The sequence below is a fragment of the Promicromonospora sp. NPDC023805 genome (assembly GCF_040639635.1).
Lineage (GTDB): Bacteria > Actinomycetota > Actinomycetes > Actinomycetales > Cellulomonadaceae > Promicromonospora.
Map to the genome: position 1 here is coordinate 114,481 of NZ_JBFAAH010000005.1, position 18,363 is coordinate 132,843.

Consider the following 18,363-nt stretch of genomic DNA (forward strand, 5'->3'; position numbering starts at 1 on the left):
GGCCGCGCCCCGCTCGCACGGGACGTGGGAGAATGGAAGCTGGCCCTCCCACCCTGACGACGGAGCGAGATCGCTTTGCCCATCCCCGGTCCTGCGCTCACGGCGCGCCTCCAGCCGAACGCCACCGCGCCCGAGCTGATCCGCAACTTCTGCATCATCGCGCACATCGACCACGGCAAGTCGACGCTGGCCGACCGCATGCTGCAGCTGACCGGCGTGGTCCAGTCGCGCGACATGCGTGCCCAGTACCTCGACCGCATGGACATCGAGCGCGAGCGCGGCATCACCATCAAGTCGCAGGCCGTCCGGATGCCGTGGGCGCTCGCCGACGAGGCAGGTGTGCTCACCCCGCACGCGCTGAACATGATCGACACCCCGGGGCACGTCGACTTCACGTACGAGGTCTCCCGCTCGCTGGCCGCGTGCGAGGGCGCCGTGCTGCTGGTCGACGCCGCACAGGGCATCGAGGCGCAGACCCTGGCGAACCTGTACCTGGCCATGGAGAACGAGCTTGAGATCATCCCGGTCCTGAACAAGATCGACCTCCCGGCGGCGCAGCCGGAGAAGTACGGCGAAGAGCTCGCGAAGCTGGTGGGCTGCGAGCCCGAGGACATCCTCCAGGTCAGCGGCAAGACCGGCGTCGGCGTCGAACCGCTGCTGGACCGGATCGTGCAGCGCGTGCCGGCCCCGACCGGCGACCCGAACGCCCCTGCCCGCGCCATGATCTTCGACTCCGTCTACGACACGTACCGCGGCGTCGTGACCTACGTGCGCGTGATCGACGGCGACCTGAACCCGCGCGAGAAGATCGCGATGATGTCGACGAGGGCCACGCACGAGCTCCTCGAGATCGGGGTCAGCTCGCCCGAGCCGCACGCGAGCAAGGGCCTCGGCGTCGGCGAGGTGGGCTACCTGATCACTGGTGTGAAGGACGTGCGCCAGTCCAAGGTCGGCGACACCGTCACCAACGCGGCCAAGCCCGCCACCGTCGCGCTCGCCGGCTACAGCGACCCCAAGCCCATGGTCTTCTCGGGCCTGTACCCGATCGAGGGCTCCGACTACCCGGTGCTGCGCGACGCCCTGGACAAGCTCAAGCTCAGCGACGCCGCGCTCAACTACGAGCCCGAGACGTCGGTCGCGCTCGGCTTCGGCTTCCGCGTGGGCTTCCTCGGCCTGCTGCACCTCGAGATCGTGCGCGAGCGCCTCGAGCGCGAGTTCAACCTCGAGCTGATCTCCACCGCCCCGAACGTCGTCTACGAGGTGACGATGGAGGACAACACGAAGATCGTGGTGACCAACCCGTCGGAGTTCCCAGGGGGCAAGATCAAGGAGGTTCGCGAGCCCGTCGTCAAGGCCACGATCCTCACCCCGAGCGAGTTCGTGGGCGCGGTCATGGAGCTCTCGCAGTCCAAGCGCGGCGACCTGCAGGGCATGGACTACCTGTCCGAGGAGCGCGTGGAGCTGCGCTACCACCTGCCGCTCGGCGAGATCGTCTTCGACTTCTTCGACCAGCTCAAGTCCAAGACCCGCGGCTACGCGTCCCTCGACTACGACACGTCCGGCGACCAGGTCGCCGACCTCGTGAAGGTCGACATCCTGCTCCAGGGTGAGCACGTCGACGCGTTCAGCTCGATCGCGCACCGCGACAAGGCGTACTCGTACGGCGTCATGATGACCGCCAAGCTCAAGGAGCTCATCCCGCGCCAGCAGTTCGAGGTGCCGATCCAGGCCGCCATCGGCGCGCGCGTGATCGCCCGCGAGACCATCCGCGCCATGCGCAAGGACGTGCTCGCCAAGTGCTATGGCGGCGACATCAGCCGTAAGCGCAAGCTGCTGGAGAAGCAGAAGGAGGGCAAGAAGCGCATGAAGAACATCGGCTCCGTAGAGGTGCCGAAGGAGGCGTTCATCGCCGCGCTCTCCTCCGACTCCGACACGCCGAAGGACAAGAAGAAGTAGGTGCCAGCTCTTCCCTCCGGCATCCCGGTGCCCGACGACGGCGCGCTGCCCGCCTGGGTAGGCCCGTCGCCGGCGGACCGGCCGTTCGGCGTCTACGTGCACGTCCCGTTCTGCACGGTGCGCTGCGGCTACTGCGACTTCAACACCTACACGGCGTCCGAGCTGGGCGGGGGCGCCAACCAGGCGCAGTACGCCACGACGGCGCTGCTGGAGGTGGACCTCGCGGCGAAGGTCCTGTCCGACGCCGGACGTGCGCCCGCCGCGGTCTCCACGGTCTTCTTCGGCGGCGGTACGCCCACGATGCTCCCGGCGGAGGACCTCGCCCGGGTGCTCGACGGCATCAGGGGCGCCTGGGGCCTGGGCGACCCGTCGACGGGTGCGGGACGGCGTGCCGAGGTCACCACCGAGGCCAACCCGGACTCCGTGACACCGCAGTCGCTGCAGGTCCTGGCCGACGCCGGGTTCACGCGGGTCTCGTTCGGGATGCAGTCGGCGGTGCCGCACGTCCTGGCGACGCTCGAGCGCACCCATGACCCGCTGCGCATCCCCGACGTCGTCCGGTGGGCGCGCGACGCCGGGCTCGACGTGTCCCTCGACCTCATCTACGGCACGCCGGGGGAGTCCCTCGACGACTGGCGCACGAGCGTGGAGACGGCGCTGGCCACCGGCGTCGACCACGTGTCCGCGTACGCGCTGGTGGTGGAGCCCGGCACGAAGATGGCCGCCCAGGTGCGCCGCGGCGAGGTAAAGCTCCCCGATGAGGACGACCAGGCCGCCAAGTACGAGCTGGTCGACGACCTGCTCACGGAGGCGGGCCTGCGCTGGTACGAGGTGTCGAACTGGGCGCGCGCCGGGCACGAGTGCCGGCACAACATCGGGTACTGGCGCGGCGACGACTGGTGGGGCATCGGCCCGGGTGCGCACAGCTACGTGTCGGCCCCGACGCCGGTGGACGACGACGCGAGCACCCCCGCCGGCGTCCGCTGGTGGAACGTGAAGCATCCCCGTGCCTACGCCACGCGGCTCGAGGCCGGACACAGCCCCGGCGCGGGGCGCGAGCTGCTCACGCGTGCGGAGGCGCACCTGGAGCGGGTGATGCTCGGCGTGCGGCTGCGCGAGGGTCTCGACCTCGGGGTGCTGTCCGTTGCCGGCCGCACCGCGGTGGCGGGTCTGGTGGCGCGCGAGCTGCTCGACGGACGGGCGGCGGTCGGCGCCGGAGGAGTACCGGCACGTGCTGTGCTGACCCGCCGCGGACGCCTGCTCGCCGACTCCGTGGTGCGCGACCTCACCGCCTGAACCACCGTCGGCGCACGGCGTCGGAGAGCCGCAGGGTTTGTTTGCATGGTGGGCGAAATCGCAGATATCTTGTGCCGATTCATACCGTTACGAAGCGGCACCAGCACGCCTGACGAGGGGTACCCGCATGAGCAGCACCTACGGCGGCTGGAACCCACAGGATCCGAACCGCGATCCCCGGCGAGCGACGGCGCCGCAGGTCCCGCACGTCCCGCAGCAGCAGGATCCGCAGCCGCAGCAGGCTCAGCCCCCGCAGGCTCATCCTCAGCAGCCCCAGCCGTTCGACCCCTACGGCCCGCGTGATCCCTACGGCCGCCCCGCCAACCCGTACGGCAGGCCCGACTACCAGCCCCTGCAGCGGCCGGAACAGCAGGATGCGCAGCCCCGGTCCCAGCAACCCGCACCCCCGCAGCGGTACCAGGAGCCGCCGGCCCCGCCCGGTCTCCCGCGGTACTCGGCGGTCTCCGCGACGGAACGTCGGCCAGACGTGGACGAGCCCCCGACGATCGGCAACGCGTGGCGCTGGGGCTGGAGCGCGTTCGGCGCGAGCTGGGGCCTCTGGGTGCTGATGAGCCTGCTGCTCGGCCTGGCGCAGATCGCCGTCCTCCTCGTGTTCAGCCCGTCCACGATGGACGCCCTCATGCACTCGACCGACCCCGTAGCGGTCGAGGCCGCGCTGGCCGCGGGCCGGACGCTCGAGGCCAGGGGGCTGGCGGCGGCCGGCACTGCGGTGGGCTTCCTGCTGCAGGCGCTCCTGTATGCCGGCGCGCTCGCGGCGACGCGCACCCGCAAGGTCCGCATCCGCGACTTCTTCGTCCTCCGCGGTTTCGGCGGGCTCCTGGGGTTCGCGGTGGTCACCGGAGCGCTCGGGTTCGCCGGCACGGCGGTGCCAACGGTCGGCGTGCTGGTGCAGGTGGTGGTCACGCTCGTCCTGCTCCCGGTGCCCTTCCTGCTGCTGGGCGGTGTGGGCTTCGGCAGGGCGCTCGTCCGCGGTATCGGCCTGGTGCTCTCGCACCTGGGGACCGCCTTCGGTGTCTTCGGCATCTTCGCCGGGCTGGTGATCGCCTCGGTCTTCACGTGCGGGATCGGCCTCGTCGTCGTCATGCCCGCGATGCTGCTGGTGGGGGCGTATCTGGTCCAGCGCTGGACCGGGGAAGCCGTCCAGGGCTGACCACCCGGAAACAACTCGGCAGTTGCACATGCGCAAATGCGGAGAAGAGGTGAAGGTGGGGCTGGATCAATGACCAGCCAAGGGGAACACATGAGTGAGAACACGCCACAGAACCCGTACGAGCAGAACGCGGGTGGCGCCACCCCGCCGCCGTCGGCCGGCCCGACGCCGCCGCCGTCAGGCCCGATACAGCCGCCGGCCTACGGCGGGGCGAGCCAGCCCCCTGCCTACGGCGGACCGGCCGTGCCGTACGGGACGCAGCCGGCGAGCCCGTTCCAGGTCGGTGAGGCGCTTCGCTTCGCATGGGACCGGTTCAAGGGGAACTGGCTGTTCTGGGTGTTGTTCGTGCTGCTGACGTTCGTCGTCGGCGCCATCTTCAACTCCGGGTCGGCCGGTGACATCCAGGAGCAGATCAACGCGTCTTCCGATCCGGAGGCGATGCAGGAGCTCGCGACCACCATGTCAGGGGGTAGTTCCCTGCTCGGCCTGATCGGGTCTCTGGTGCTCGGGGTGCTTCAGGCACTCGGGATCAATGCCGCGCTGCGCGAGGTCTCCGGTGAGAAGGCGACCTGGGGCAACCTGTTCAAGGCGAACAACTTCGGGATGATCATCCTGGCCGCCCTCCTGCTCATGGTGGCGAGCTTCGTGGGTGTGCTGCTCTGCGGGATCGGGCTCATCGCGGTGGCGATCTTCGCGGTGTTCACCTACCACAACGTGGTCGACAAGGGCCTGAACGCCTGGTCGGCCTTCACGTCGTCGTTCTCCCTGGTGGGCAAGAACTTCGGTGCGGTGTTCCTGCTGGAGCTCGCGCTCTTCGGCATCAACATCCTGGGTGCGATCCCGTGCGGGCTCGGCCTGTTCGTCACGCTGCCGCTGTCGGTGCTCGCGATCGCCTTCGCGTACCGCCGGATCACCGGTGGCGGCGCGGTAGCCGCAGCCTGAGGCCCGGCGGCCCGCCGTCGTCGTCCCGAAAAATGACCATGCACCTGCTGCCAGGATCACTCGGATCCTGGCAGCAGGTGCATGGTCATTTTTCAGCGATAGCCGACGACGGCGGCCTGGCGGACTGGGCCTACTTGATGAGGCGGATGTTCACCGGGTAGCGGTAGGGCGCGCCCTTGTTGTTCTCCACGGCGGCCAGAATCATGAACACCAGCGCGGCGATGAAGACGAGGTACACGATGGAGCCGATCATGAAGGTGACGGCGGTGATGATCGCGGCGGCGATGTGCACGAAGATCAGCGTGATCTGGAAGTTCAGCGCCTCCTTGGCCTCCTGGTCCACGAACCGGCTGCGGTCCTTGAACACCAGCCAGATCACCAGCGGTGCGATGAACGACAGCAGGACCGGGCCGATCTGGGCGAAGATCGCCCACATGCGCTCGTCCGACGGGTTGAGCGGCTGGGGCTGGTACGGCGCGCCGGAGCCGTAGGGCGGGCCGTACCCGGTGCCCGGCTGCGGCTGACCGGGCGCGGGCTGGTTCGGGTAGGGCTGGGCCGGCTGATCCTGGTGCGGGGGCTGGCCGGGCTGGGGCGAGCCGTAGGCGGGGGCCTGCTCCGGCTGCTGCTGCGGCGGCGGGCCGGGCTGCTGCGGCTGGTCAGGCGGCTGAGGCGACTGCGGCTGCTGCGGGTTCTCGGACATGGCCATAACCGTAGAGGCTGTGGCCTCCGAGATGGCTCATGACGTGGTCACGAAATCGATAAGTTCTTCGACTCGTCCCAGCAGCGCCGGGTCGAGGTCCCGGAAGTCGCGCACGGCGGAGAGGATCCGCTGCCAGCCGCGGGCGACGTCGGCCTGCGTCTCGGCGGGCCAGCCCAGGGAACGCAGGATGCCGAGCTTCCACTCGGTACCCCTGTCGATGACCGGCCAGCGGTCCAGCCCGAGCCGCTCGGCGCGCACCGCCTGCCACACGTCGACGTAGGGGTGTCCGAGCACCAGCACGGTGCCCTGCGGGACGTGGCGCAGGGCCTCGTCCGTCAGCCGCTGCTCCTTCGACCCGGGGACCAGGTGGTCGACCAGCACGCCGACGCGGCGGTCGGCGTCGGGCCCGAACTCCGCGAGGCGGTCGGCGAGATGGTCCACGCCGTCGAGCATCTCGACCACCACACCCTCGACGCGCAGGTCGTCGCCCCAGACCTTCTCCACCAGCTCGGCGTCGTGCTTGCCCTCCACCCAGATGCGGCTGCCCCGCGCCACGCGGGCCCTGGCGCCGTGCACCGCCACCGACCCGGAGGCGGTGCGCGTGGGCCGATCGGGTGCGCGGTTCAGGACTGGCGCGGTGAGTATCACCGGCTTGCCCTCCACCCAGAAACCCGGGCCGAGCGGGAAGGTCCGGGTGCGTCCGCGACGGTCCTCGAGGACCACCACGTGCATCCCGCCCGACTTCTCGACGCGTACGACGGCGCCCACCCAGCCGGTCTCGACCTCTTCGACCACGAGTCCTGTGTCGGCGGGCATCGGCTGCGACGTCGGCCGGCTCCGCCCCCGCTGCGCGCCAGGAAACGCGGGGGACAGCACGTCGGGTCCATACCGTTCGTCAACCACGAGGTGACACTAGTTCCGCCACCGCGCTGAGTGCTGGATATCTGTGCCTTCGGAGTGTCATCCGGGGCAGATACCCAGCACTCAGCGAGGAACGCGGAGGGCCGCTTCCGTGCGGGTCGACACGCCCAGCTTGCGCAGGATCGCCGAGACGTGCACCGAGGCGGTCTTGGCGGAGATGAACAGCCGCTCCGCGATCTGCCCGTTGGTCAGGCCCTCGGCGACGAGCGTGAGCACCTGCTGCTCACGCGGGGTGAGCCTGTCCGGCACGCCGCCCGACGACGACGACGCCACCGTCGGCGCGGGCGCTTCGGCAGGCCCGCCACGGCCGGTCAGCCCGGCCCGGTCGATGAGTCCCTGCGCCCGCTGGACGAGCAGCCCCGCGCCGATCTTCTCCGCCTCGGTGATCGCCGACCCCAGGGTCGCCCGTGCTCCGGGCCGGTCGCCGGCCTCCAGCAGCCGCCCGCCCTCGCGGTACAGCGCGTACGGCCGCAGGTGCACCGGTCCGGCACTTGGCAGGTCGGCGACAGCCGTCCAGAGGCCGGTGCCCAGCTCCGCCTCGAACAGCGCGGACCACAGCGGGTACGTCGGCCAGTGTCCGCACTCGGCCATGGCCGCGCGGTAGGGGGCGTCGTCCACGTCCTGTCCGGCGACGCGCAGCCTGGCGATCGCGAGCGCGGCCACGGCGAGCTGCGGCAGGTCGTAGGCCGGGATGCGCAGATGGTCCGGGGCGACCACCACCGACATGCGCTCAAGGGCCTCGGCCGGCTCGTCCCGCAGCAGCGCGAGCTCCGCCAGCGTCACGCTCGTGCGCGACCTGATCTGCACCTCCAGGCGCCCGAACCGCTCCCAGCTCGCGGCCCTGCGGCGCGCCTCGGCCTGTGCCTGCTCCACCTGGCCCTGCCACATCAGGAGCCAGGCCCGGCGCTCGCTGAGGTAGACGGAGTACACGCTGTCGTGGATCGGCGGGATCGTCCGCTCGTACCAGGCGGCGGCCTCGGTCCAGTCGCCGCGCCCGATCCACGCCTCGGCGACGTTCCCCTCGATCATGATCCGGGAGCCCTCGGACGAGCCGTACCGGCGTGCCGCGTCCACCCCCTCGCGGGCGATCTCCGCCGCCCGGTCCCACTCACCGGCGTGGAGCCAGACGTCCGACCCGTTCGTGTAGTACCGGCTCAGCCCTCGCCAGGAGTCGCCTGCTGCCTCGCGGCTGGCGTCGATCTCCGCGAAGCCACCCGCGTCACCGAGCTGGATGCGGCTCACGGCCCGCAGGTTCTGGGCGACGGACACGACCTCGGCGTCGCCGACCGCGATCCCGGCGTCGTAGGCGGCGGTCGCGGCCCTGATCGCCTCCTCGAGCCTGCCGTCGAGCATGGCGTGGCGCGCCTGCAGCATCAGGAGCTGGCCGCGTACGGCGTCGTCCCGGCCGGGCTCCACGAGCGCGAGGGCCTGCTCGATGAGCTCGGGCCCTTCGTCCGAGCCGGCGTGGCCCGCTGTGAGCGCCGTGTCCGAGAGCATGCGGGCGAGGCCCGCCGGGTCGTCGTCCGGCCACTCGTCGATCGCCTCGTGCGCGACGGCCAGGGCGCGGGTGGTCCGGGTTGAACCGCGCAGGGACTCGGCGACCGTGCGGAGCAGCTCGTGGTGCGGCAGCCCGGCGACACCCTCCGGGTCGGGCACCTGCTCCCACAGCTCGAGGGCGCGCTCGCCGAGGGTGACCGCGGTGGACGACGCCGCGCCGTCCACCGCCGCCTGGTGCCCCTCGACGGCCGCCGCCAGCGCCCTGTCGAGCATGCCCGCGCGCCACCAGTGGTCGGCGATGCGGGACAGCTTCGCGACCGAGCGGGCGCGCCGGACGAGGGCACGCTCCAGTGCCTGTGCGTAGGCGGCGTGCAGCCGGCGGCGCTCGCCGGGCAGCAGCTCCGCGTACACGGCTTCCTGGACCAGTGCGTGCCGGAACGCGTAGCCGACGTCGGTGACCACGAGCACCTGCGCCTCTACCGCCTCACGGACGTTCTCCTCCGGCTCTGGCCCCAGGCCCGCGCCGGTGTGCTGCCCTGAGCCCGTCGAAGGGTCCGCCAGGACGTCGTCGAGCACGTCGTACCAGACCCGCGGACCGGCGGCCGCGACCACGCGGCACAGCGCCTGGGCCTCCCGGCTCAGGTTCCAGTAGCGCAGCAGGAGGATGTCGCGCAGGGAGTCGGGCAGGTCGGTGCCGAGGAATCCGACGAGCTCCTCGACGTAGAAGGGGACGCCCTCGCTGCGGTCGGCCAGGTCGGCGAGCGCCTCGCCGTCGAGACCTATGTCGAGCAGGTCCTGCGCCATCTCGCGGACCTCCGTCTCGCCCAGGCGGGTCAGGTCGAGGCGGTTGGTGAGCCGGGCCCGGTCGAGCTCGGCCATGACGGTGCGCAGGGGGTGCGCGCGTCCGACGTCGTCGCTGCGGTAGGTGAGCAGCAGGAGCAGGCCTGCGGGCGCGGTGCGGGCGAGGCGGAGGGCGACGGCGCGGGTGACGTCGTCGGACCAGTGCAGGTCCTCCATGATGACGACGACGGGGCGCTCGGCGGCGAGCCCGGTGAGCAGGTTCGCGAGGACCTCGGGGAGGCGGTCCGCTCCGGCGTCGGACGCCGGGGCGACGAGCTGGGGAGCGACGACGGACAGGGCGCCCGCCGCGGGCCCGGCCGCGGCGACCACTGTCTCGGGGCCCAGCGTTCGGACGGTCTCGCGCAGCAGTCCGGCGAGGGCCGCGTAGGGGAGGGGGCCGGAGCCCTCGTCGGCGCACTGCCCGGTGAGGACGGTGACGCCGTCGGCGTGCGAGGTCAGCTCGTCGAGGAGGCGGGTCTTGCCGATCCCTGCCTCACCCGCGATCACTATCGTGCGGTTGCCACCCGAGCGGACGGCGTCGAGGGCGGCGCTGAGCTCGCCGAGCTCTCGGGCTCGACCCACCAGGCGGGCGCGGGGAACCGGCATGGGCTCATCGTCCCATGCCGGTCCTGCCGTGGGTCGGCTGGTCATCGTTGCTGGTCATACTGTCCGGAACAGGCATGGGCACGGCCCGCGCCGGGCGTCAGGCGACGCGGGGCCGGGCCGTGCGTGCGGCCTTGGCCTGCCTGGTGGGCTCGGCGGCGCGCTGCTCGGTCGCCTGACGGCGGGCGATCTCCTTGCGCTCGCGGGCCACCCGCGACTGCTCGGCCCGGCGGTCGATCTCCTGCTCGTTCCTGCGGTAGTCGGCGTAGTCGGTAAAACCGAACATGGTGTCTGCCTCCTGGTCGTCGCCGGCCCGTCGCCGGCGATGACTCAAGGTTCGTCCGTGAGGTACCCCTGGCGGATCGGGCGGTCGCCGCATCTTTCGGGCCGGTTCTGCTGAGGCGTTCGGCGGTACCTAAGGCAAACCCTTAGTCGGCCCCTCGGGAACGGGGAGGACACTAGGGATAGGCACCCTGACCTGCAGGTCTGCCCGGTTCGGTCCCGGCCGGTCGGAACGGGTGGCGGGTCGGGGACTTGGCGTGTGGCCTGTGCCGCGTAGGATTGGCACTCGGCTGGCGAGAGTGCTGGAGCGCCGGCCGGAACCCGGGTGCAGGTCCCGGACGTTCTACCTGGGACGGAGGTGAGCGCGGTGAGCGAAGAACGCAGGCTCGATGTCTTGCGAGCGATCGTGGAGGACTATGTCCGGACACGGGAGCCCGTGGGCTCCCGCATACTCACCGAGCGGCACAAGCTCGGTGTGTCCCCGGCGACCGTGCGCAACGACATGGCGGCTCTGGAAGAGGCAGGGCTCATCGCCCAGCCGCATACCTCGGCCGGTCGCATCCCCACGGACAAGGGCTACCGCCTGTTCGTGGACCAGCTCGCCGAGGTGCGGCCGCTGACCGTGCCCCAGAAGCGCGCCATCGAGACGTTCCTGTCCGAGGCGGTCGACCTGGACGACGTCGTAGCCCGCGCCGGACGCCTCATCGCGCAGCTGACGGGCCAGGTCGCCGTCGTGCAGTACCCGTCGCTGCGCCGTTCCGGGCTGCGCCACCTGGAGCTCGTGCCCTCCTCCGAGGGCCGGCTCCTCGTCGTCGTCATCACCGACACGGGTCGGGTGGAGCAGCGTTACCTCGACGTGCCCGTCGGCATGGACGACGGGACGCTCGGCGAGCTGCGCGCGCGCTTCAACGCCGCGGCCGCCGGCCACCGGCTCACCGAGATCGGCACCGCCTTCGCGCGGGTCACCGAGGCTATGCCCGACGAGCACCGCGCGCTGGGTACGGCCGTGGCCGAGGTGGTGACCGCCGCGCTCGCGGAGGAGAGCGAGGAGCGCATAGTGCTGACGGGCCAGGCCAACCTGGCGCGCTCCAGCATGCGGTTCGAGCAGGGCCTGCGTCCCGTGCTCGAGGCCCTCGAGGAGCAGGTGGTCCTGCTCGGCCTCCTCACCGACATGTCCGACGACGCAGGGGTTGCCGTGAGCATCGGCCACGAGAACCGGCTGGCCGGCCTGTCCGAGACCTCGGTCGTCACGTCCGGCTACGGCTCGTCCGACGGCGACTCCGTCGCGATCCTGAGCTCGATCGGCCCCACCCGTATGGACTACCCGGGCACCATCGCCGCGGTGCGCGCCGTCGCGCGCTACCTGTCGCGTGTGCTGCCCAGCTGACATCCCCTTTTCCACAAACCTCTTTTCCACAAACCTCCTCACCCACGTTCCTCAAGAGAGAGACCTGTGACCGACTACTACGAGATTCTCGGTGTTCCGCGCGACGCCTCGCCCGAGCAGATCAAGAAGGCATACCGCAAGCTGGCCCGCGAGCTGCACCCTGACGTGGCGGGCGACGTGGGCGAGGACCGGTTCAAGGACGTCGCGCGCGCCTACGAGGTGCTGTCCAACCCGGACAAGCGCCAGCAGTACGACATGGGCGTGGACCCGACCGCGCCGGGTGGCGGCGCCGGTGGCGGGTTCGGCGCCGGGTTCGGTTTCCAGGACATCTTCGAGACCTTCTTCGGCGGCGGGCAGCCCGCCGGGCCGGTCCCGCGCGCCCGGCGCGGCAACGACGCGCTGGTGCGGCTCGACCTCGAGCTCGCCGAGGCGGTCTTCGGCGCCAAGCGTGAGATCCAGGTCGACACCGCGGTGGTGTGCAACACCTGCGCCGGCGACGGCGCACGGCCCGGCACCTCGGCGCGCACCTGCGACGTCTGCCACGGGCGCGGCTCCGTGCAGCGCGTGGCGCGTTCGTTCCTCGGCCAGGTCATGACCAACCAGCCCTGCTCAGCCTGCGGCGGCTTCGGCACGGTCATCCCCGAGCCCTGCACCGACTGCTCCGGCGAGGGCCGCGTGCGTTCGCGCCGCACCGTCTCCGTGAACGTCCCCGCGGGTGTCGACACCGGTACGCGTATCAAGCTCTCCGCGCAGGGCGAGGTGGGCCCCGGTGGCGGCCCCGCCGGCGACCTGTACGTCGAGATCCGGGAGCGCGCGCACGACACGTTCGTGCGGCGCGGCGACGAGCTGCACTGCACCCTCCAGGTGCCGATGACGGCGGCCGCGCTCGGCACCGTCCTCGAGCTCGACACCCTGGACGGGCTCCAGGAGATCGACCTGCGCCCGGGCACGCAGCCCGGCCAGGTCATGACCCTCAAGGGCCTCGGCGTGGGGCACCTGCACTCGACCGGGCGCGGCGACCTCAACGTGCACATCGAGGTCCAGGTGCCTACGGCGCTGGACGAGGAGCAGACGGCGCTCATGCAGCAGCTCGCGGTCCTGCGCGGCGAGGAGCGGCCCGAGTCGCGGCTCGCGTCCGTGCACGGCGGCGTGTTCTCGCGCCTGCGCGACAAGCTCAGCGGGCGCTGACCGCCCACCCATGAGCGCGCCAGTCTTTCTCGCGGAGGCGTCCACCGCCCATCCGCTCTCGGAGTACGCCGCGGGCTCGGTCTACGTGCTCGACGGCGCGGAAGGCCGGCACGCCGGCGTCGTCCAGCGGCGCGGGCCGGGGGAGCGGATCGACGTCGTCGACGGCGCGGGAGTTCGCCTGCGGACCGTCGTCGAGTCGGTGGTCGGCGCCGAGGTGCACCTCCGGGTCGAGGAGGTGGACGTCGAGCCGACGCCCGCCGTCGTCGTGACGCTCGTCCAGGCCCTCGCGAAGGGCGACCGCGACGAGATGGCCATCGAGGCCGCCACCGAGGTCGGCGTGGACGCGATCATCCCGTGGCAGGCCGAGCGGTCGGTCGTGGTGTGGCGCGGGGACCGGGCCGCGAAGTCGCGGGCACGCTGGGGGAGCACCGTGCGGGCCGCGACGAAGCAGGCCCGCCGCTGCCGCATACCCGACGTCGAGCCGCCGCTGAGCACCAAGCAGCTCGCGGCCAGGACCCGATCCGTCGTCGCAGCGGGCGGGACCGTGGCCGTGCTGCACGAGGAGGCGAAGGCGGGCCTGGCGACGGTAACGCTGCCCGACGCCGGCGAGGTGCTCCTCGTCGTCGGCCCCGAGGGCGGGATCTCGGAGGCCGAGGTCGCCCTGCTGACCGAGGCGGGCGCGGTCACCGCGCGGCTCGGGCCGCACGTGCTGCGCACGTCGACGGCGGGCCCGGTCGCGATAGCGCTCCTGAGCGACCGCCTGGGCCGCTGGACCTGACCCGCACCCCGCCGAGGTAGACCTCTACCTCGGCGGGTCGTTCTTGTCAGTTGCGGACGATGAACTCCACGCGGCGGTTCTTCTCCAGGTCCGCGAAGGTCTTCGGCACCACCAGCGGGTCCGACTCGCCGTAACCCTTCGCGGTCAGCCGGTCCTCGTCGACGCCGAGCCCCACCAGCCGGTCGAGCACCTCCTGGGCACGGCGCTCGCTGAGCCGCCAGTTGTGCACCCGGGTCCCGAGCGAGTCCGTGTGCCCCTCGATACGGACCTCGACCTCGGGGTGCTCCTCGAGCACCTCGGCGGCATTCCGCACCACCCGGCGGCCGTCCTCGGTCAGCTCCGCGCTGTCCGTGACGAACGTGATGTTCGGGATCTCGACCAGGTCCTCCTGGGCCTGCTCGCGCTCCTCACGGGTCGGGTTGCGCTCCGGCTCGTCCTCCTCCGGCTCGGCCGATGCGCCATCGGACGACGGGTCGGTCGCCTCGGGCGAGGGCGTCGCCTCCGCGGAGACGTCGACCGTCGTGTCCTTGGACGTCGTGTCCTCGGACTCCGTGGGCTCGGGGTCCCTCGGGAGGATGTAGGCGTCGATCGTCAGGTTGCCCGCCGACGCCGGACCGTTCGGCCCGTACGCCACCGCGGTCCGGACGCCCGCGACGCCGTTCACCACCTCGGCGGCCGTGATCGCGTCGTAGTCCGACGAAGCGGTCACGTCCGCGTCGCGGCCGGTGACCTCGACATCCACACCGCGGAGGTCGGCCGCGGCGAGCGCGCTCTGCGCACGCTCGGTCAGGTCGGCCTCGATCCCCTCGCGGAACCCCGTGTCCTGGACGCTCGAGAGCGCGCCAAGCCCGAGGACCGCGACGATGACCGGGGGCAGGACCGACCTCAGGTTCATGCCTTGGCCCCGGAACCCGCCGACTCGGTGCCGTCGCCGGCTGCCGCGGCCTCCGCCTCGTCCTCGGCGATCGCCTCGGCCTTGGCGGCGTCGTCGGTGATCTCGTCGACGTCGGCGTAGTCGACCTTCTCGCTGAACTTGGCGCGCCGCTCCTGGCCGCCGACCAGGTAGTCCTGGAACTCCTGGAGGCCCGCCTCGTCACCGTCCGCGAGGTACTGCGCCTGGTGCGCCCAGTTCGCGGCGGCGGGCGCGAACTTGATGCCGCCCGTGGTGAGCGCCTCACGCAGCTCTGCCTCGGACGCGGCGGCGACCTTGGCGTACGTCGTGTAACCGGCCGCCTGGAGCGCTGCCTCGATCTTGGGGCCGATGCCCTCGATACGGCGGAGGTCCTGCGGCGCGGGCTCCGGCTCCGGCTCGGCTGCTGCCTCGGGCTCGGCGGCGGCGGTCTCCGCCTCGTCCTCGGCGATCGCCTCGGCCTTGGCGTCGGCGTCGGTGATCTCGTCGACGTCGGCGTAGTCGACCTTCTCGCTGAACTTGGCGCGCCGCTCCTGGCCGCCGACGAGGTAGTCCTGGAACTCGCGCAGGCCGTCCTCGTCGCCGTCGACCAGGTACTGGGCCTGGTCGGCCCAGTTCGCCGCGGCGGGCGCGAACTTGATGCCTGCCGCCGTGAGCGCCTCGCGCAGCTCGGCCTCGGACGCGCCCGCGACCTTGGCGTACGTCGTGTACCCGGCGGTCTTGAGCGCGGCCTCGATCTTCGGGCCGATGCCCTCGATGCGCTGCAGATCCTGCGGCTCGGGCTCGGGCTCGGGCTCCGGCTCAGCGGCGGCGACGGCGGCTGCCTCCGCCTCGTCCTGCGCGATGGCGGCGGCCTTCGCGTCGGCGTCGGCGATCTCGTCGACGTCGGCGTAGTCGACCTTCTCGCTGAACTTGGCGCGCCGCTCCTGACCGCCGACGAGGTAGTCCTGGTACTCGTCGAGGCCCTTCGTGTCGCTGTCCACCAGGTACTGGGCCTGGTCGGCCCAGCTGGCGGCGGCGGGCGCGAACTTGATGCCCTGGCCCGCGACGGCCTGGCGCAGCTCTTCCTCGTTCGACGCGGCGATCGACGCGTACGTCGGGTAGCCGGCGGCGACCAGTGCGGACGCGATCTTCGGGCCGATGCCCTCGATGCGCTGCAGGTCGTCGGGCTTCGTGGCGGCAGCGGCCTTCGCGGCGGCCGCGGCCTCGGCGGCCTTGCGCGCGACGGCCTCGGCCTCGGCGACGACGTCGGACCCGGCGGCCTCGACCTCCGCCTCACCGGTGCCCGCGCCGTCGGTGGCGCTCTTGTCGTCAGACCCCGTCACGCCGTCCGCGGCGGGCAGGACCGTGCCGGTGCCGGCTGCGGGCCCGGCCTCCGGCGTCTCGACGCCGGCCTCCGCCGCGGTGCCGGTGGAGGCGACCGCGAGGGCGGGAGCGGGCTCGGCGGTCTCCGCCTCGGCGTCCGTCTCCGAACCGGCAGCGGACTCCGCCTCGGCGCCGGACGCCGGCGCGGCGGCGGCCGTGCGTGCGGCCGCCTCTGCCTTCTCCGCCAGGTGCTTGCCCTTGGCTCGGCGGCCCCAGACGAGCCAGCCGATCCAGATGCCTATCGCAAGGCCGATCAGGGCCGCGATGATGATGAATGCGAGCGATTGGGCGATGAACCAACCCACGCGTACCTCCAGGTGACTACTGCGGTGTGTGGTGTGAGGGCGACGACGGGACCCGCGGGACGGATGGCGACGAAATGGTGTCGCAGCGCGCCAATCTCCATCGAATGCCGCAAACTCTCCCACATCCCTTTCACCCGGGCATTACGAACTATGTAACGGTACGGAAAAATATGCCGAAGACCGGCTCTGCCCGGCGCTCCGCCCGTCTCCACGAGTCGTTCGCGGAGCCCCGCCGGTAGCCTGCAGAGCATGACGAGTACCGACAGCCCTGACTGCCTCTTCTGCAAGATCGTGGCGGGGGAGATCCCCGCGGACGTCGTGGCGTCGTCGGACACGGCGATCGCGTTCCGGGACATCGCGCCCAAGGCGCCGGTGCACGTCCTCGTGGTACCGAAGGAGCACTACCCGGACGTGCCGGCCTTCGCCGCGACGGACGCCGCGGGCCTGGCGAGCGTCATCGGGCTCGCCGACGGCGTCGCGAGCGAGCTGGCCGACGGCCAGTACCGCCTCGTCTTCAACACCGGGCCCAAGGCCGGGCAGACCGTCTTCCACGTGCACGCGCACCTGCTCGCGGGTGGCGAGCTGCCCGGCTTCGCCTGACGAGGCGACAGAAAGACCGTGGCGTCGCCCCTTCTGGTCGATAGGATGTGAACCATAGTCATCCCTACCGCACAAAGGAGCGGATCGGCCCCGCGGGCCGGCTCATGACAACTACGCCCAGCACACAGTCGCAGACCCGGATCGAGCACAAGATCGTCGTTCCGGCCCACATCCCGACGGTCGCGCTCCTCGGGAGCCGGGACTCGGTGCTGCGGGCCGTCGAAGAGGGCTTCCCCGGCGTCGTCATCCACGCTCGTGGCAACGAGATAGCCGTGAACGGACCGGCGGGCGACGTCGCCCTGGTCACCCAGCTGCTCGACGAGCTGATCGAGGTCGTCGAGGCGGGCACCCAGCTCACCCCCGAGGTCGTGAAGCGTTCGGTCGCCATGCTGAGCGCCGCGTCGGCGTCGCGCCCGGCCGAGGTCCTCACGTTCAACATCCTCTCCAGCCGCGGCCGCACCATCCGGCCCAAGACGGTCGGGCAGAAGGCGTACGTCGACGCGATCGACACCAACACGATCACGTTCGGCATCGGCCCGGCCGGTACCGGCAAGACCTACCTCGCCATGGCCAAGGCCGTCCAGGCGCTGCAGGCCAAGCAGGTCAACCGGATCATCCTCACGCGCCCCGCCGTCGAGGCCGGGGAGCGCCTCGGGTTCCTGCCCGGCACGCTGTCCGAGAAGATCGACCCGTACCTGCGCCCGCTGTACGACGCGCTGCACGACATGGTCGACCCCGAACAGGTGCCCAAGCTGATCGAGGCCGGCACGATCGAGGTGGCTCCGCTGGCCTACATGCGCGGCCGGTCGCTGAACGACTCCTTCATCGTCCTGGACGAGGCGCAGAACACCTCGACCGAGCAGATGAAGATGTTCCTGACCCGCCTGGGCTTCGGCTCCAAGATGGTCATCACTGGCGACGCCACGCAGATCGACCTACCGGGCGGCACCACCTCAGGCCTGCGCGTGGTCGAGGACATCCTGCTGGGCGTCGACGACGTCGAGTTCTGCCGCCTCACGTCGTCCGACGTCATCCGCCACCGGCTGGTCAGCGACATCATCGACGCGTACGCGCGCTGGGACGTCCTCACCGACGACCGCCGTCCGGGCCGTCAGCCGCAGGACTACCGTCAGGGCGGCAACCAGGGGAGCAAGAGGCAGCGCCGGTGAGCATCGAGGTCAACAACGAGTCGGGGTTCGAGGTCGACGAGGCGGAGTTCGCCGCGCTCGGCCGGTTCGTGCTGGACGCCATGCGGGTGCACCCGCAGTCGGAGCTGTCGATCATCTTCGTCGACACCACCGTCATGACCGACCTGCACGTGCAGTGGATGGACGAGCCGGGCCCCACCGACGTCCTCTCCTTCCCGATGGACGAGCTGCGCCCCGGACGCGACGGCGACGTCACCCCGGCCGGGACGCTCGGCGACATAGTGCTGTGCCCGGAGGTCGCGGTCACCCAGGCCAAGACCGCCGGCCACTCCACCACCGAGGAGCTCCTGCTCCTCACCACGCACGGGATCCTGCACCTGCTGGGCTACGACCACGCTGAGCCGGAGGAGGAGAAGGAGATGTTCACGCTGCAGCGGAAGCTTCTCCTGACCTTCCTCGCGACTCGGTGACCGG

Annotated in this window: 16 protein-coding genes; 10 read left to right on the forward strand and 6 right to left on the reverse strand. The window is 71.4% G+C overall.

Features of this window, described 5'->3' with window-relative positions:
- The first annotated feature begins 75 nt into the window (after window positions 1-75).
- The 4 genes from lepA (at window position 76) to AB0F70_RS07845 (ending at window position 5,365) form a co-directional block, all read left to right on the forward strand.
- Entirely contained in the window at window positions 76-1,956 is a 1,881-nt protein-coding gene (gene lepA, locus AB0F70_RS07830) for a translation elongation factor 4 (protein ID WP_357445720.1), read from the forward strand.
- Window positions 1,957-3,252, forward strand: a complete 1,296-nt coding sequence (hemW, locus tag AB0F70_RS07835) for a radical SAM family heme chaperone HemW (RefSeq protein WP_357445723.1) — start codon at window positions 1,957-1,959, stop codon at window positions 3,250-3,252.
- A gap of 127 nt (window positions 3,253-3,379) precedes the next feature.
- Window positions 3,380-4,423 (forward strand): hypothetical protein, encoded by a 1,044-nt coding sequence (locus AB0F70_RS07840; RefSeq protein WP_357445726.1) that lies wholly within the window; start codon window positions 3,380-3,382, stop codon window positions 4,421-4,423.
- A gap of 90 nt (window positions 4,424-4,513) precedes the next feature.
- Window positions 4,514-5,365 (forward strand): hypothetical protein, encoded by an 852-nt coding sequence (locus AB0F70_RS07845; RefSeq protein WP_357445729.1) that lies wholly within the window; start codon window positions 4,514-4,516, stop codon window positions 5,363-5,365.
- A gap of 130 nt (window positions 5,366-5,495) precedes the next feature.
- Here the strand turns inward: AB0F70_RS07845 and AB0F70_RS07850 are convergent, their stop codons facing one another.
- The 4 genes from AB0F70_RS07850 to AB0F70_RS07865 form a co-directional block, all read right to left on the reverse strand.
- On the reverse strand, window positions 5,496-6,065 hold the full coding sequence (locus AB0F70_RS07850) for a DUF4870 domain-containing protein (protein ID WP_357445732.1): 570 nt from the start codon (window positions 6,063-6,065) through the stop codon (window positions 5,496-5,498).
- A gap of 36 nt (window positions 6,066-6,101) precedes the next feature.
- A complete protein-coding gene (locus AB0F70_RS07855) occupies window positions 6,102-6,968 on the reverse strand; it encodes a DUF3097 domain-containing protein (RefSeq protein ID WP_357445735.1) in 867 nt (288 codons plus the stop codon).
- Window positions 6,969-7,049: 81 nt separating this feature from the next.
- The gene (locus tag AB0F70_RS07860; protein WP_357445738.1) at window positions 7,050-9,929 is read right to left on the reverse strand and encodes an AAA family ATPase; all 2,880 of its coding nucleotides are present in this window, start codon (window positions 9,927-9,929) and stop codon (window positions 7,050-7,052) included.
- 97 nt (window positions 9,930-10,026) lie between these two features.
- A complete protein-coding gene (locus AB0F70_RS07865) occupies window positions 10,027-10,212 on the reverse strand; it encodes a hypothetical protein (RefSeq protein ID WP_357445741.1) in 186 nt (61 codons plus the stop codon).
- Window positions 10,213-10,575: 363 nt separating this feature from the next.
- Between AB0F70_RS07865 and hrcA the strand changes: the two genes are divergently transcribed.
- The 3 genes from hrcA to AB0F70_RS07880 all read left to right on the forward strand — a co-directional run bounded on the left by hrcA (window position 10,576) and on the right by AB0F70_RS07880 (window position 13,561).
- Window positions 10,576-11,595, forward strand: coding sequence for a heat-inducible transcriptional repressor HrcA (hrcA, locus tag AB0F70_RS07870; RefSeq protein ID WP_357445744.1), 1,020 nt, complete (start codon window positions 10,576-10,578; stop codon window positions 11,593-11,595).
- A gap of 66 nt (window positions 11,596-11,661) precedes the next feature.
- The gene (gene dnaJ / locus AB0F70_RS07875; protein WP_357445747.1) at window positions 11,662-12,783 is read left to right on the forward strand and encodes a molecular chaperone DnaJ; all 1,122 of its coding nucleotides are present in this window, start codon (window positions 11,662-11,664) and stop codon (window positions 12,781-12,783) included.
- A gap of 10 nt (window positions 12,784-12,793) precedes the next feature.
- A complete protein-coding gene (locus AB0F70_RS07880; RefSeq protein ID WP_357445750.1) occupies window positions 12,794-13,561 on the forward strand; it encodes a 16S rRNA (uracil(1498)-N(3))-methyltransferase in 768 nt (255 codons plus the stop codon).
- A 46-nt stretch (window positions 13,562-13,607) separates the two neighbouring features.
- Here AB0F70_RS07880 and AB0F70_RS07885 read toward each other — a convergent pair whose 3' ends face one another.
- Window positions 13,608-14,456, reverse strand: a complete 849-nt coding sequence (locus AB0F70_RS07885; protein ID WP_357445753.1) for an OmpA family protein — start codon at window positions 14,454-14,456, stop codon at window positions 13,608-13,610.
- Entirely contained in the window at window positions 14,453-16,141 is a 1,689-nt protein-coding gene (locus AB0F70_RS07890; protein ID WP_357445756.1) for a helix-hairpin-helix domain-containing protein, read from the reverse strand. Before AB0F70_RS07890 ends, AB0F70_RS07885 begins: the two co-directional genes overlap by 4 nt.
- A gap of 249 nt (window positions 16,142-16,390) precedes the next feature.
- Between AB0F70_RS07890 and AB0F70_RS07895 the strand changes: the two genes are divergently transcribed.
- From AB0F70_RS07895 to ybeY, 3 genes are all read left to right on the forward strand, one after another.
- Window positions 16,391-16,741 carry a histidine triad nucleotide-binding protein gene (locus tag AB0F70_RS07895; protein ID WP_357445759.1) on the forward strand — a complete coding sequence of 117 codons (351 nt, stop codon included), beginning with the start codon at window positions 16,391-16,393 and terminating at the stop codon, window positions 16,739-16,741.
- A 104-nt stretch (window positions 16,742-16,845) separates the two neighbouring features.
- Window positions 16,846-17,910: a PhoH family protein gene (locus AB0F70_RS07900; RefSeq protein ID WP_357445762.1), complete on the forward strand. Its 1,065-nt coding sequence runs from the start codon at window positions 16,846-16,848 to the stop codon at window positions 17,908-17,910.
- Window positions 17,907-18,359, forward strand: coding sequence for an rRNA maturation RNase YbeY (ybeY, locus tag AB0F70_RS07905; RefSeq protein ID WP_357445765.1), 453 nt, complete (start codon window positions 17,907-17,909; stop codon window positions 18,357-18,359). The genes AB0F70_RS07900 and ybeY overlap by 4 nt, the downstream gene beginning before the upstream one ends.
- Window positions 18,360-18,363: the final 4 nt, after the last annotated feature.